At 73.6% G+C, this 14,443-nt stretch carries 12 protein-coding genes; 5 read left to right on the forward strand and 7 right to left on the reverse strand.

Translation table 11 applies throughout. The annotated features are described in order from the left end of the window. Nucleotides 1-5: 5 nt before the first annotated feature. From AB5J51_RS25690 to AB5J51_RS25710, 5 genes are all read right to left on the reverse strand, one after another. Complete coding sequence (locus AB5J51_RS25690) at nt 6-842, reverse strand: carbohydrate ABC transporter permease (RefSeq protein WP_107093443.1); 837 nt, start codon at nt 840-842, stop codon at nt 6-8. Nucleotides 843-844: 2 nt separating this feature from the next. After that, a complete protein-coding gene (locus AB5J51_RS25695) occupies nt 845-1,819 on the reverse strand; it encodes a carbohydrate ABC transporter permease (RefSeq protein WP_136227227.1) in 975 nt (324 codons plus the stop codon). Between the two features lie 6 nt (nt 1,820-1,825). Continuing rightward, nucleotides 1,826-3,160, reverse strand: coding sequence for an ABC transporter substrate-binding protein (locus AB5J51_RS25700; RefSeq protein WP_053785605.1), 1,335 nt, complete (start codon nt 3,158-3,160; stop codon nt 1,826-1,828). Nucleotides 3,161-3,307: 147 nt separating this feature from the next. Continuing rightward, the gene (locus AB5J51_RS25705) at nt 3,308-4,516 is read right to left on the reverse strand and encodes an ROK family transcriptional regulator (RefSeq protein ID WP_369778743.1); all 1,209 of its coding nucleotides are present in this window, start codon (nt 4,514-4,516) and stop codon (nt 3,308-3,310) included. Nucleotides 4,517-4,673: 157 nt separating this feature from the next. After that, nucleotides 4,674-5,765: a mechanosensitive ion channel family protein gene (locus AB5J51_RS25710; protein ID WP_199827989.1), complete on the reverse strand. Its 1,092-nt coding sequence runs from the start codon at nt 5,763-5,765 to the stop codon at nt 4,674-4,676. Between the two features lie 261 nt (nt 5,766-6,026). Here AB5J51_RS25710 and AB5J51_RS25715 point away from each other — a divergent pair, with 261 nt between their 5' ends. Further along, entirely contained in the window at nt 6,027-6,563 is a 537-nt protein-coding gene (locus AB5J51_RS25715) for an HNH endonuclease (protein WP_030297339.1), read from the forward strand. Nucleotides 6,564-6,603: 40 nt separating this feature from the next. Here the strand turns inward: AB5J51_RS25715 and AB5J51_RS25720 are convergent, their stop codons facing one another. Then, nucleotides 6,604-9,678 carry a beta-N-acetylglucosaminidase domain-containing protein gene (locus AB5J51_RS25720; RefSeq protein WP_369778744.1) on the reverse strand — a complete coding sequence of 1,025 codons (3,075 nt, stop codon included), beginning with the start codon at nt 9,676-9,678 and terminating at the stop codon, nt 6,604-6,606. Nucleotides 9,679-9,889: 211 nt separating this feature from the next. On the opposite strand from AB5J51_RS25720, the gene AB5J51_RS25725 reads away from it, so the two are divergent. The 3 genes from AB5J51_RS25725 to AB5J51_RS25735 are packed head-to-tail and all read left to right on the forward strand — an operon-like array spanning nt 9,890 to nt 12,394. After that, entirely contained in the window at nt 9,890-10,117 is a 228-nt protein-coding gene (locus AB5J51_RS25725; protein WP_053785608.1) for a hypothetical protein, read from the forward strand. A 22-nt stretch (nt 10,118-10,139) separates the two neighbouring features. Then, nucleotides 10,140-12,134 (forward strand): 4-alpha-glucanotransferase, encoded by a 1,995-nt coding sequence (locus tag AB5J51_RS25730; RefSeq protein ID WP_369778745.1) that lies wholly within the window; start codon nt 10,140-10,142, stop codon nt 12,132-12,134. A 20-nt stretch (nt 12,135-12,154) separates the two neighbouring features. Then, nucleotides 12,155-12,394: a hypothetical protein gene (locus AB5J51_RS25735; protein ID WP_053785610.1), complete on the forward strand. Its 240-nt coding sequence runs from the start codon at nt 12,155-12,157 to the stop codon at nt 12,392-12,394. A 134-nt stretch (nt 12,395-12,528) separates the two neighbouring features. Here AB5J51_RS25735 and AB5J51_RS25740 read toward each other — a convergent pair whose 3' ends face one another. After that, the gene (locus AB5J51_RS25740; RefSeq protein WP_369778746.1) at nt 12,529-13,023 is read right to left on the reverse strand and encodes a MarR family winged helix-turn-helix transcriptional regulator; all 495 of its coding nucleotides are present in this window, start codon (nt 13,021-13,023) and stop codon (nt 12,529-12,531) included. 110 nt (nt 13,024-13,133) lie between these two features. Between AB5J51_RS25740 and AB5J51_RS25745 the strand changes: the two genes are divergently transcribed. Then, nucleotides 13,134-14,414: an MFS transporter gene (locus tag AB5J51_RS25745; protein WP_136224884.1), complete on the forward strand. Its 1,281-nt coding sequence runs from the start codon at nt 13,134-13,136 to the stop codon at nt 14,412-14,414. Nucleotides 14,415-14,443 lie beyond the last annotated feature (29 nt).

Consider the following 14,443-nt stretch of genomic DNA (forward strand, 5'->3'; position numbering starts at 1 on the left):
GGTCACTAGCCTTTCACTCCCGTCAGGGTGACGCCCTCGACGAACGCCTTCTGGGCGAAGAAGAAGAGGACGATCACCGGCGCCATGACCAGCACGGTTGCGGCCATGGTGAGGTTCCAGTTGGTGTGGTGCGCCCCCTTGAAGGACTCCAGTCCGTAACTGAGCGTCCAGGCGGCGGGGTTGTCCGAGGCGTAGATCTGCGGGCCGAAGTAGTCGTTCCAGGCGCAGAAGAACTGGAACAGCGCTACGGCGGCGATGCCCGGCCTGGCCATCGGTACGACGACGCGCAGCAGGGTGCGGACCTCGCCGCAGCCGTCGACCCTGGCCGCGTCCAGGTACTCGTCGGGGATCGTCAGCAGGAACTGGCGGAGCAGGAAGATGGAGAACGCGTCGCCGAACGCCATCGGGATGATCAGCGGCCACAGCGTGCCGGAAAGGTCCAGCTGTTTCGCCCAGAAGAGGTACATCGGGATGACCACCACCTGTGGCGGCAGCATCATCATGGCGATCACCAGCAGCAGCGAGAGCCGCCGCCCGCGGAAGCGGAACTTGGCGAGGGCGTACGCGACGGGCACCGAGGAGACCACGGTCAGCAGCGTGCCCAGCCCCGCGTACAACAGGGTGTTGCGCCACCAGGTCAGGAAGCCGGGGGTGTCCCAGACCTTGGCGTAGTTGCCCCATTCCCAGGTGTCGGGCACCAGGTCGCGGGTCAGCGCCTGCTGGTCGCTCATCAGGGAGGTCAGGAGGAGGAAGACGAAGGGGAGGACGAAGAACAGGGCGGCCGCGACGCCGAGGGCGTGCACCCCGACCCAGTGCAGGACGGCCTTGCGGTTTCGGCGCATGCTCAGTCACCCGCTCCGATCAGCCCGCCACGGCGGCGCATCAGGAGTGCGGTGAAGGCCATGGAGAGGGCGAAGAGGACCAGCGCGACGACACACGCGGTGCCGTAGTCGAAGCGCTGGAAACCGACGTTGTAGACGACCTGGGGGAGGGTCAGCGTGGACTTGTCGGGGTAGCCCGGCTCGAACTGCTGGCCCGAGCCCCCGATGACGCCCGCGGCGACCTTCCCCGCCACCAGGGGCTGCGTGTAGGACTGCATGGCCTGGATGACCCCGGTGACCACCGCGAACAGGATGATCGGCGAGATGTTCGGCAGGGTGATGTGCCGGAACCGCTGCCAGGGGCCGGCCCCGTCCAGCTCGGCGGCCTCGTACTGCTCCTTCGGTACGTCGAGCAGCGCGGCCATGAAGATGACCATCAGATCGCCGATCCCCCACAGGGCGAGGAGGGTCAGCGCGGGCTTGGACCAGTCGGCGTCGGTGAACCAGCCGGGGGCGGGCAGGCCGGCCCCCTCCAGCAGGGTGTTGACCGGGCCGGTGCCGGGGTTGAGCAGGAAGACGAAGGCCAGCGTCGCCGCCACCGGCGGGGCCAGGTAGGGCAGGTAGAACAGGGTCCGGAAGAGCCCTGCCCCCGTCTTGATCCTCGTGATGAGCAGGCCGATGCCGAGGCCGAATACGACCCGGCCGAGGACCATCACCACGACCAGCCACAGGGTGTTGCGCATGGCCGGCCAGAACAGCGGATAGTCCGAGAAGACGTACGTCCAGTTGTCCAGGCCGTTGAAGACGGGAGGGCGGAAGCCGTCGTACTTCGTGAAGGAGAAGTACACGGTGGAGACGAGCGGGTACGCGAAGAAGACGGCGAACCCGATCAGCCAGGGCGACATGAAGGCCGCGGTCCGCAGGGCGGAGCGCCGGCGCTTCGCCCGCAGGGCGGGTGCGGTGGGGAGGGTGCCTGTGGTCGGCAGCGCGGCGGTCATCGGGGGCTACTTCGCCTTCGCGATGTCCGTGTCGATCTGCTGGTCGGTCTTGGCGAGGCCGGCCGGGATGTCGGCGACGTCGCCCTTCTCGACCGCGTACGCGAGGTCCTGGAAGGTCAGCTGGTAGGTGCCGCCGTCGGCCTGGGCCGGGGTGGTGTTCGACCTCGGGTGCCGGGCGATGTCGAGGAAGGTCTTGAACTCCGGGGTGACCTGGAGGTTCGGCGACTCCAGGGCGGCCAGGGTGGAGGGGACGTTGTGGATGGCGTTGGCGAACGCCACGACCGCCTCGGTGTCGGTGGTCATGTACTTCACCAGCTCCCAGGAGGCGTTCTGCTTCCTGCTGCCCGAGGCGATGCCCATGATCGTGCCGGAGAGGTATCCCTTGCCGTAGTCGGCGGCCTGGTCGTCCGGAACCGGCAGCGGCGCGGTCCCGATCTCGAACGTGACCCCGGCCTCCTTGGCCATCGCGGCCCGCCACTCGCCGTCTATCTGCATGGCGACCTGGCCCTTGTGGAAGGGGTGCTCTGCGCTCCACTCGTCGCCGAAGGTGCTGCGGAACTTCTCGAGCTTCTCGTAGCCGCCGAGCTTGGCCACCAGGTCCTTCTGCGCGTTCAGCATGCTCGCGAAGCCGGGGTCCTTGGCCAGGCCGGACTTCCCGTCGGCGCCGAAGTACTGCGGGCTCCACTGCGCGGCCAGGCGCATGGGGGTGGTCTCGTAACCGTGGTAGGTCGGCATGATGCCGAGCTGGTCGTACGAGTCCCCGCTGGACTTGGTGAGCTTCTGTGCGACCTCGGTGAACTGGCTCCAGGTCTTCGGGGGTTCGGTGATGCCCGCGGCCTTGAAGGCGTCCTTGTTGTAGACGAGGCCGTACGCGTCGTTCAGCAGCGGCAGCGTGCACTGGTTGCCGTTGAACTGGGTGTACTCCAGCAGGGTCTTGGGGAAGACCTTCGCCTTGTCGACGCCCGACTTGCGGAGGAAGGGGTTCAGGTCGGCGAAGGCGCCGGAGTTGCAGAACTTGCCGACGCTGTCGGTGGTGAAGGAGGAGACCACGTCGGGGGCCTTGTCCCCGCCGGCCCGGAGCGCCTGGTTGATCTTGTCGTCGGTCATGTTGCCCGTGACCTTGACCTTGATGTTCGGGTGCGCCTTCTCGAACCGGGCGATGTTCTCCTCGATCGCCTTGGCCTCGCTCGGCGCGGACCAGCCGTGCCAGAAGTTGAGCGTGACCTCCTTGTCCGGGTCGTCGGCGGCCGCGTTGCCGCTCTGGCCCGTACACGCGGAGGCCAGGACGGATATCGCGGCGACGGCGGTGGCCACGGCGGTCAGACGGCTGTTTCTGGGCATGGCGGTGCTCGCTCTCTGCAGGAGGAACTTCCGGGGACGTGCCAGGGGACGCGACGACGGGCTTCGGTGACGCGGGTGGTGCCGGGGGAGCCGATGGGGCCGGAGGTGCTGGTCGTACGTACGGGGGAGCGCGCCGGGCAGGGCCGGTCAGCGGCGCGAGGTGTCGAAGACCTCGTCGCGGGTGGCGGCGAGGGCGCTCTCCAGTGCGCCGCGCAGTACGGGCCGCTCGCGCACCGTGCCCGACACCAGGCGGGGCCGGGAGGGGGCGAGATCGGCGAGCTCGGCCTCGACGAGCTCGCGCAGCACGTCCCCGCCGGCGGCGGTCACCGCGCCGGAGAGGACCACGATCTCGGGGTCCAGTACGGCGACCAGCGCGGCGAGACCGGTGGCCAGCGCGGTGGCGTACTGCTGCAGGAGCCCCAGGTTCGCCCCCTCGGGATCCGCGGCGGCCCGCGCCAGCAGCGCGGCCGCCGCGCCGACCGGCGTCTGCGCCTCGGCCCCGGGCGGCATCCCGATGCCCAGTGCAGCCGCCATCCCGGGCAGCACCTCCACGCCGGCCAGCGCCTGGTAGCCGCCGGAGTTGACCCGGGTGACCTGGCGGACCAGGGGGTGGCCCGGGACGGGCAGGAACCCGACCTCGCCCGCGCCGCCGGTCCAGCCGCGGTGCAGTCGGCCGCCGAGCACCAGGGCGGCGCCGAGACCCTCCTCGTTCCACAGCAGGACGAAGTCCCCGTGGCCGCGGGCCGCGCCGAGGCGCTGCTCGGCGACCGCGGCGAGGTTCACGTCGTTCTCGTACCCGACCGGCATCGGCAGGGCCGCCGCCAGCTCCTCGAGGAGGGTGGGGGAGTGCCAGCCGGGGAGGTGCTCGGCGTAGCGCAGCGCCCCGGTGCGCGGGTCGAAGGACCCCGGGGTGGCGATGACGACGCGGTGGATGTCGGAGCGCACGAGCCCGGCGTCCTTGACGGCCCCGCCGAGGGCGCGGGTGACCCGGTCGACGGCCCCGGTGCCCTCGGCGTACGGGAGCTCGTGGCTGCCGACCACCTCGCCGGTGAGATCGACGACGGCCGCGACGATGCCGCCCGGGGTGACGTCCAGTCCGGCGACGTGGGCGGCGCGCGGGTTGACCCCGTACAGCTGGGCGTTGGGTCCGGGGCGGCCGCCGGCGGTGCCGGTGGCCACGACCAGCCCGGCGGCTTCGAGGCGGGCCAGCAGCTGGGAGGCGGTGGGCTTGGAGAGGCCGGTGAGCCGGCCGATCCGGGTCCGGGACAGGGGCCCGTGCTCCAGCAGCAGGTCCAGCGCCGCGCGGTCGTTCATGGCGCGCAGCAGGCTGGGCGTTCCGGGGGTGGTGCCGGTCATGAGCACTCTCTCCGTCGTCGGCTCACGCCGTGGTCAGGAACTGTTAGGTAAGTTTCCTATCGGTGTTTGAGCTGTGTCAATGCCGCTGCCCCCGCAGAAATGAACCTGCGGGGGCAGCGGTGTGGTGCGGGAGGTGGAAGGGAGGAGGGGCGAAGGGCTACTTGCTGATCCGGGGCGTGCCGGAGGCAGGTGCCGGGATCGGGGCGGTGGCCAGGGACTGCGGGGAGGTCGGGTTCGCGAGCGCCGACGGGGGCGCCACGGCGGCCGACGGGTCGGCCGGGGCCTCGTCCTCCTCGCCGTCGCCGGCCGGCAGACCGCCGATGATCCGGATGCCGGCGTCGTCGAAGGCCTCCTTGATCCGCCAGCGCAGCTCGCGCTCCACGGCGAACTGCTGGCCCGGCATCGTCTTCGCGGAGATCTTCACCGTCATCGACGCCAGCAGCACCTCGTCCAGGCCCAGCACCTCCACCGGGCCCCACAGGCGCTCGTCCCACGGGGACTCCTTGGCCATGCCGTCCGCGACGTGCTTGACCACCTCGCGGACGCGGGTCAGGCTCTCCGACGGCTTGACCTGGACGGCCACGCCCGCGGTCGCCCAGCCCTGGCTGAGGTTGCCGATCCGCTTGATCTCGCCGTTGCGGACGTACCAGATCTCGCCGTTGTCCCCGCGCAGCTTGGTGACGCGCAGACCGACCTCGACGACCTCGCCGGAGGCCACCCCCGCGTCGATCTTGTCGCCGACGCCGTACTGGTCCTCCAGGATCATGAACACGCCGGACAGGAAGTCCGTCACCAGGTTGCGCGCACCGAAGCCGATCGCCACACCGGCCACACCGGCACTCGCGAGCAGCGGGCCGAGGTTGATGCCCAGGGCGCCGAGCACCATCAGCCCGGCCGTGCCCAGGATCAGGAACGAGGCCACCGAACGCAGGACGGAACCGATCGCCTCGGAGCGCTGGCGCCGGCGCTCCGCGTTGACGAGGAGCCCGCCGAGTGCCATGCCCTCAACGGCCTCGGCTCCCCGGTTCATCCGCGTTATCAGCTTGGTCAGCGACTTGCGGACCAGCGAGCGCAGGGCTGCGGCGATCACCAGGATCAGCAGGATCTTCAGGCCGAGGTACAGCCATCCGGCCCAGTTCGCCTCTATGAAGCTGGCGGCGTTCGTGACGCTTTCATGGGCTTCCTTGACCGAAGCGGCCGGATCCGGGGTGTCGGCTGCCAGGGGCAGCAGGGCGGCAGGCCAGGGCACGACGGGAACCTCCAGGTGTAGCGGTCTGCCCGCGGAAGGGGTGTAGGGGGCAGGCCATCCACACTAACGGGGCATTCGGGTGACCCCGTTGCAGTGTTCGAGGGAGAGACCGGACTCACCTGGGGATGAAGCGGGTGTGGTTGAAAACACCTCGGACCCGTTACGGGCGCGTGGTGGCGCTTCGACCAGCCGTAAGGAGAGACTGGAGAGCAGATCGTCCCGGCGCGAGCCACGCGCCGCCGGCGTACAAGGAGGCAGTCCGTGCCGCACGTCCTGGTCCTCAATGCGTCGTACGAGCCGCTCGGCGTCGTACCGCTCCGCCGCGCGCTCGTCCTCGTCCTGGAGAACAAAGCTGTCTCCCTGGAGGAATCCGGCGCCTTTCTGCACAGCGCGACCAGAGTCGTCCCCGCGCCCAGCGTGGTCCGGCTCAAGCGTTTCGTGCGGGTCCCCTACCGGGGGCCCGTTCCTCTCACCCGCCGCGCGCTGTTCGCCCGCGACGGCGGCCGCTGCATGTACTGCGGCGGGGTCGCCACCAGTGTCGATCACGTGATCCCGCGCAGCCGGGGTGGGCAGCACGTGTGGGACAACGTGGTCGCCGCATGCCGGCGGTGCAACCACGTCAAGGCGGACCGGCACCTGCTGGAGCTGGGCTGGCGGCTGCGGCACCAGCCGGCTCCGCCGTCGGGGCTGGCCTGGCGGATCATCGGCACGGGCCACCGGGATCCGCGCTGGATGCCGTACCTCCAGCCGTACGGCGCGGAGGACGCCCTGGACCGCATCGGCGCCGCAGCCTCCTGACCGCCCCGGCCCGGGGGCCCGGCCCCCGGGCCGGGCCTCTTTACGGCGTGACCGCGTAGGCCTCCGCCGCGAAGAGGCTGCAGCCGAAGCGGGTTGCGCGCTTCTCGCAGGTGACGCGGACGAAGCGGGCCGGGGCCGGCGCGTCCAGGCGGACCGTCTCCAGGCCGCCGCGGGACGCCGGGACCGTCGCCGCCGGGTGCCACGTGACGCCGTCCGGGGAGGTCTCCACCCGGTACGCCGACGGGTACGCCTCCTGCCAGTGCAGGACCAGCCTGCCGACCCGGGCCGCCGCCGGGAGCTCCCCCTGCCACCACGCGCCGTCGACCGGCTTGGACGACCAGCGCGTGGTCGGGGAGCCGTCCACCGCCGCCGAGGCCGGGAACGCCGGGGTCTCGTCCCCCGACGACGAGGCCCGCGCCGAACGGAACAGGTCCGGCCCGCCCGTACGCGGGACGGCCCGCACCGTCAGCGTCCGGGTCTGCCCCGCGAACGTGACCGGCACGAGGTAGCTGCCCGCAGCGGTGCCCGCCGGGACCGTCACCGACACCGGGACCGTGACCCGCGTACCGCGCGGAGCAGCGGCCTCCGCGGGGAGTTTCACCTCGACGCCCTGCGGCGCCGCCGCCGAGAGCGGGCCCCGGGCCCCGCCGGCGCTCAGTGCCGACAGCTGCGCCGGCACCACCTGCGCGGCCCCGCCGATCTCCACGTCCACGGCCTCCGGCAGCTCGAACGAGGCCGACGGCCCGTCCGCCAGCCACGGCACCACCTGGTGCACCGCCGGAGCCGGCCCCGCCCACGACAGCCGCACCGCGTCCGCGCCCAGGCCGCCGACGTCCGCCTGTGTCCAGCCCGACGCCGAGGCCTCCGCGACCTTGCGCCAGCCCTCGCCCGGCACGTGCGCCTCCACCGCCGCGCCCCGGACCCCCGGCGGCAGCGGGTCCGTCATCACGGTCACCACCGACACCGGCCGCACCGTGTCCAGCCGGACCGTGTACGAGTCCGGCTCCCGGGACACCGTGCCCGGCGTGCGGGCCGCTCCCGTCCACGCGTCCGCCTCGGCCACCGCCTGTGCGAGGAAGGGGTCCAGTACGGTCTGGTCCAGCCGGGCGGTGCCCGGCTCGGCCAGCGCCTTGCGGGCCGCCGACAGCTCCTGCGAGGCCTTCCACGCCGCCGCGCCGTCCCCGCGGGACTGGGCCCGCAGGAGATCCACCGCCAGCTCGCCCGCCGTTCCGTACGCCGACAGCCGCGCCAGCCACGGCCCGGCCTCGGCCGACAGCCCCGGCAGCCGCGCAGGCGCCTCCCGCAGGGCCGTGAACGCCGCCCGCAGCCGGTCGCCCGCAGCAGGGTCGCCCGAGCCGCGGCTGCGCCAGAACTCGTCCACCAGCGGGCGCAGGTACGCCGACTCCTGGTGGCCGAGGCCCGAGGAGGCCGTGTTCCCGGCCAGCGCGGCCAGGGACCGGCGGGCCGCCTGGTCCGGCCCGGCCAGGTCGGAGACCGCCGCCGCCCAGGACTCGCCCGGCCGGTAGCCGTTCGCGTTCCACGCGAAGTCGGCAGCCGTGAACAGCGGGATCCGCGCCAGGGTGCCCTGCTGCATCGCATTGGCCAGGAGGGCCGCCGAGCCGCCCGCCACCGCCGGCTCCCGGCCCGTGTACGGGCCGAGGAAGACCCGGCCCGGGTCCCAGTCGTTGACCGGGTAGTTGTCCATGGTGACGAGCGGGTGCTGCCCGAAGGCGCTGCGCGCCCCCTCGAGTTCCTTCCCGGTGATCGCGCGCGGCACCACGCCCACGCCCGTCCAGGCGACCTCCACCCGCCCGTCGAGCCGGCTCGCCAGGGCGGTCCGGTACGCGGTCGCGCCCTTCTGGTGGTACTCCGTCGGCATCAGCGACAGCGGCGCAGCGCCCGGATGCCGCGCGGCCAGGTGCGCCGCCAGCTCGCCCGCGACCTCCGCGTGCGCCTTCGCGGCCGCCGCCGGGCCCGTCCCGTACCGCACGCGGTCCGCCCGGCAGCCCCACTCGGTGTAGCTCACGTCCTGGAACTGCACCTGGAACGCCCGGAAGCCCAGGTCCCACATCGCGTCCAGCTTGCGCACCAGCGCCGCCCGGTCGGCCGCCGAGGCCAGGCACATCGACTGCCCGGGGGCCACCGCCCAGGCCAGCACCACCCGGTTGGCGCGGGCCCGATCGGCCAGCGCCCGGAACTCGGCCTGCTGCGCCGCCGGGTAGTCCTCGCGCCAGCCGGTCGTACGGTACGGGTCGTCGCCGGGCGCGAGCAGCAGCCGGTTCTGCTTGGTCCGGCCCATGAAGTCCAGCTGTGCGAGCCGCTGGTCCTGCGTCCACGGCTGCCCGTAGAACCCCTCGGTGATACCGCGTACGGGCGCGGTCGGCCAGTCCCGCACCACCACCCCGGGCACCTTCCCGCCGCCCGCTCCGGCCGGGGCCAGCAGCTGGCGCAGCGTCTGCGCCGCGTGGAACAGCCCGTCCTCACCCACGCCGGCCAGCGCGACCGTGTCCCGGCCCGCGGCCTTGCCGACGGCCAGCCGGTAGCCCCCGTTCGGCAGTTCCGCAGCCCCGGCCGCGCCCAGCACCCGCAGGGCCTCCTGCGCGTCGGGGCCCTGCAGCCGTACGACGGTGCCCCGTTCGGGCAGCGGGGCCCCGGGGGCCGGTTCGTGCAGGGTCCGTACGCCCGCCGCGCGCAGGGCGGTGCGGACCAGCCCGACCGCGTACGGATCGGCGTCCGGCGCCGCCACCAGCACGGCCTCGGTGCCCAGCGGGACCTCGCGCGCCGCGTCGGCGGTCATCGACTGCGGCCGCGGCCACACGGCCGGCCCCTCGGCGGCCGCTCGCGGAGCGTCGGAGCCCGGGTCGAACGCCGGCCCAGGTGCGAGCCCCGTCGCGGGATCGGCGCCCGGCCCGGCGGCAGGCCCGGCAGCAGGTCCGTTCGCATGTCCGGGCGCAGTCCCGGCGGCAGGTCCGGCAGCGGGATCCGGTCCCGGGAGGGCCGGTGCGCTCGGCGCCGCGAACGCGGCGGGCGGACCGGCGAACACCCCGCCGCCCAGCAGCGTCCCGATGACCGCCACCGCCGCCGCCGTCGCCCGCTTCCTGCCCCTGAGCTGCACGGAGCCTCCCCGTCCCGAGTCGTCACCCGCCCGTACGAATGACCCCGAGCCCACCACCCGTGCGGCCGGAGTGTCAATGCGGGCGGGCGTTCTGACCTGGATACGCAGGAATTGCGGCGGTGCCCGCGGGGTATGGCTGCGATGTTCCCGGCGGTGTTCCATGGCCCCTGACCCACCCTCACACCTCGTACGGACAAAGGAGCCACCGCCCGTGGACACCGCAACCGGCACCCCGCACACCGCCGCCGCACCGCGGCACGCCCCGCTGCTCGCCCACCTGCCCGCGCAGGCCGGGCCCGCCGAAGGACCCCTCACCAGCGAGCCCCCGCTCGCCGGTGCCGCCCACGCGCCGCTGACCAGCGAGCCCCCGCTCACCGACGAGGCCCCGCTGACGAGCGAGCCGACCCCATCCGCCGCGGCCGCTGCCGCAGGCGACTAGACACAGGGACACAGGTATTCACATGGACGACCTCGCCCGGCTCGCCTCCCTGCACGGCATCGCCACCACCTACCAGCCCGCCGAGGACGTCACCGTCCCGGTCCCGGAGGCCACCGTCAAGGCGCTCCTCGGGCTGCTGGGGGTCGTTGCCGACGACGCCGAGGACGTCCGGGTGAGCGCCGAGGACGCCGTACGGGAGGCGGCCGGGCGGCTGCTGCCGCGGACGGTGGTGCTCTGGCGGGGGGAACCCGTGCCGCCGGAGCCCGCCGGGCTGCCGCCGGGCACCCGGGTACGGGTGGCCGCCGAGGAGACGGGGGAGGAGCTCGCGTGGGGCCCCGGACTGCCGCTCGGCGTCCACCGGCTCGCCGCCGAGACCCCCGACGGCCGCACCGGCGCCGCCACCCTGATCGTGGCCCCGGAGCGGGCCCCGGCCGCGCCCGAGCGGGCCCACGGGCTGCTCGTCCAGCTGTACTCGCTGCTCTCCGAGCGCTCCTGGGGCATGGGCGACCTCGGCGACCTGGCCGCGCTCGCCCGCTGGGCGGGCCGCACCCACGGAGTCGGGTTCATCCAGGTCAACCCGCTGCACGCGGCCGTGCCCGGGATCCCGACCGACCCCTCCCCGTACCGGCCCTCCACACGCCGCTTCCCCGACCCGGTGCACCTGCGGATCGAGGACGTCCCCGAGTACGGCGACTGCCCCGACGCCGATGCCCTCGCCGAACTCGCCGCCCGGGGCGGGGAGCTGCGCCGCGCGGTACTGGAGAAGGGGGCGCTGATCGACCGGGACGCCGTCTGGGCCCTCAAGCGCGCCGCCCTGGAACTGCTGTACGCGGTCCCCCGCACGCCCGAACGGGAGGCCGCCTACCGGGAGTTCCGTGCCGAGCAGGGCGAGGCGCTGGACCGGCACGCGGCCTGGTGCGCCGACCATGCCGGCGACGATCCGAGAAGCGGGACCGACTTCCACCGCTGGCTGGTGTGGCTGACGGTCACCCAGCTCGCCGCGGCCCAGAGCGCGGCCCGCGAGGCCGGGATGGCGGTCGGCATCGTGCACGACCTGGCCGTCGGGGTGCACCCGAAGGGCTCGGACACCGCCGGCCCGCCCCTGTACGCGAACGGCGTGTGCGTCGGCGCCCCGCCGGACGCCTTCAACGCCCGCGGCCAGGACTGGGGGCTGCCGCCGTGGCGGCCCGACCGGCTGGAGGCCACCGGGTACGCGCCCTTCCGGGCCCTGCTGCGCGGGGTGTTCCGCTACGCCGGCGCCCTGCGCATCGACCACGTCATGGGCCTGTTCCGGCTCTGGTGGATCCCGGAGGGCGCCCCGCCCGCCGACGGCGCGTACGTCTCGTACGACGGCGAGGCCATGCTCGCGGTCCTGGTGCTCGAGGCCCACCGGGCCGGGGCCCTGGTCATCGGCGAGGACCTCGGGACGGTGGAGCCGCGGGTCCGCCGGGCGCTGGCCCGGCGCGGGGTGCTCGGCACCTCCGTGCTCTGGTTCGAACGGGACTGGGCGGGCGACGGGCAGCCGCTCGCCCCCGAGGCCTGGCGGGCCGACTGCCTGGCCACCGCCACCACCCATGACCTGCCGCCCACCGCCGCCAAGCTGGCCGGCGGTCACGTGGAACTGCGCGACCGGCTCGGCCTGCTGACCCGGCCGGTGGAGGAGGAGCGGGCCCAGGACGCCGAGGACACCGCCCGGTGGCTGGACGTGCTGGAGGGGCTCGGCCTGGACACCAAGGGGGAGGAGGCCGCCGTACGGGCCCTGTACGGCTTCCTGCTGCGCACCCCCGCCCGGCTGGTCGGCGTATGGCTGCCGGACGCGGTCGGGGACCGGCGGCCGCAGAACCTGCCGGGAACCTGGGACCAGTACCCCAATTGGCGGCTGCCGGTCGCGGACGCCGCGGGACGGCCGCTGACCCTGGAGGCGCTGGCCGCCTCGCCCCGGGCGAACGCCCTGCTGGGCGCGGTGCGGGAGGGGGCGCGTGCCCGTACGGCACCCCCGGGCGCGCGCCTCGTTTAGGTGTTCGCTACGTTTGCACCGTGGACAAGAAGAACGCTCTGCGCGCCGGCGCCGTCACGGCCGGATCGACGCTGATGATGCTGCTGATGACGTCTCCCGCGCTCGCGGTGACCCATGACGACGGCGACGACCCGGGCACGGGCCTGAGCGTTGCCCAGACCCTGGGTCTGTACGTCGGCCTGCCGATCCTGCTGTTCCTGGTCATCGCGGGCCTCGTGATGGTCCTCGACAAGTCGGACAGGCCGCAGGCGCAGGGCTGACCCCGCGGGGGCAGTACCCGTCAGAGACTTCCGGGGCGCCGGGGGTCCGCAGGACGATGCCGTATCGGCGTCGGTGCGGACCCCCGGCGCCCCGTTGTGCGTTCCGGGCGCCGCCGGCCGCTTGTCGATGACCGCTAGACGCCGGCCATCAGCTTGCGGAGCAGGTCCGTCAGGACGGCGACCTCCTCGTCGTCCAGCCCGGTGAGCGCGGCGCGCTGTACCTCCAGCCCGGCGGCGACGGCCTCGTCGACGAGGGCGAGCCCGCGGTCGGTGATCGTCACCTGTAGCCCCCGCCGGTCGTGCGGATCGGGCTTGCGGCAGAGCAGGCCGGCCTTCTCCAGCTTGTCCAGGCGCCCGGTCATGCCCCCCGTCGTGAGCATGAGCGTGGCCGACAGCTGGCGCGGCGAGAGGGTGTACGGGGCGCCGGAGCGGCGCAGCGTGCCGATGACGTCGAACTCGCCGCGCGAGATCCCGTAGCGGGCGTAGGCCTTCTCGATCGCGTCACCCATGGCCCGGGAGATCCGGTAGATGCGGCCGAAGAGGGCCATGGGTGCGGTTTCCAGGTCCGGGCGCACGGCAGCCCACTGGTCGATGATCGCGTCGACGGCGTCCTTGTTGGCCTCGGTCATGCGCGAAGTATCCAGCCTTCCTCCGATCGTTCGCAAGAAAGTTGCTTGACGGAAAGTAGCTTAGAGGTAAGCTACTTCCTAGCAACCTACTTGGGGGAGGGGCCGTGACCATGGCCAAGGAAGCAAGGGTGGCGGGGGAGCGGTCCCTGCTCGTCGGCGTCGGTGTCAGTGCGGTCGGGATCGGCATGTACGTCCCGTTCTCGCTCGTCTTCTTCCACCACGTCACCGGCCTCTCCTTCGCCCTCGTCGGCGTGGTCATGACCGTCACCGGCCTGGCCGGACTGGCGTTCATGCCGCTGGCCGGCTCGGCCGTCGACCGGTTCGGCGCCCGGCGGACCGTCCTGGTCCTCTACGCACTGCGGGCGCTCGGCTTCGCGCTCTACCCGTTCGCCGGCTCGCTGCCCGCCTTCGCCGCCGTCGCGCTCGTCACCGCCCTGGCCGACCGGTCCTTCCCCGCCGTCCAGCAGTCCCTGATCGGGGAGGTGGCCCGTGGCGCCGCCCGGGACCGGCTCCAGGCCTCCCTGCGGGCCCTGCAGAACGCCGGGATGGGAGCCGGGGCCCTGGTCGTCTCCGGAGTGCTGGCGCTGTGGGGGACGGCCGCCTTCACGTACACCGCCTGGGGCAACGCGCTCGCGTTCGCGCTCGCCGGACTGCTCGTGAGCCGGGTCCGCCCGGTGCAGGGCGGGCAGGACGCCACCGCCGGCCGGCCCGCCGCCGGATACGGGACGGTCCTGCGCGACCGGCCCTTCCTCGCGCTGACCGCCGCCAACTTCCTGACCGCGCTGGGCTACGCGGCCCTGTCCGTGCTCTTCCCGCTGTACATCGCCACCTGGCTGCACGGGCCCGACTCCCTCACCGGGGCCGCGTTCACCGTCAACACCGCCCTGTGCGCCGGGATCGGCGTGCTCGTCGCGAGCCGGGTCCGCCGCTCGGGCGCCCGCCGCACCCGCTCGGCCGCGCTGGGCGCACTGCTCTTCGCCGCCGCCTTCGTCGGGCAGATCGTGCTCGGCACGCTGCGCCCCGGGCAGACCGCGACCCTGGTCGCCCTGCTGGCCATCGTCGTCGTCTACACCCTGGGCGAGCTCGTGCACAGCCCGTCCGGCGGGGCCCTGTCCGTCTCCGCCGCCCCGGCGGCCGTACGCGGTCGCTACCTCGCCACCTACCAGCTGTCCTACTCGCTGGCCACCGCGCTGGCCCCCTCCCTCTTCACCGCCCTGCTCTCCGTCGACGGCCGCCTGCCCTGGGCCGTCCTCGCCGCCGCCGCGGCCGGCGCCGCCCTGGCGCTGGTCCGGCTGGAGAGGCGGCTGCCGATCGAGGCCGTGTACGCCGAGCCGCCGGCCGTGGTGGCCGCGCGGACCCCGGCCGCCCCGGCGCAGGCCCCGGCTGCCTGAGCCGCCCGCCGGTGGTCCGGCCCCCTCCG

Origin of the sequence: Streptomyces sp. R33 (assembly GCF_041200175.1) — a bacterium.
Lineage (GTDB): Bacteria > Actinomycetota > Actinomycetes > Streptomycetales > Streptomycetaceae > Streptomyces > Streptomyces katrae_B.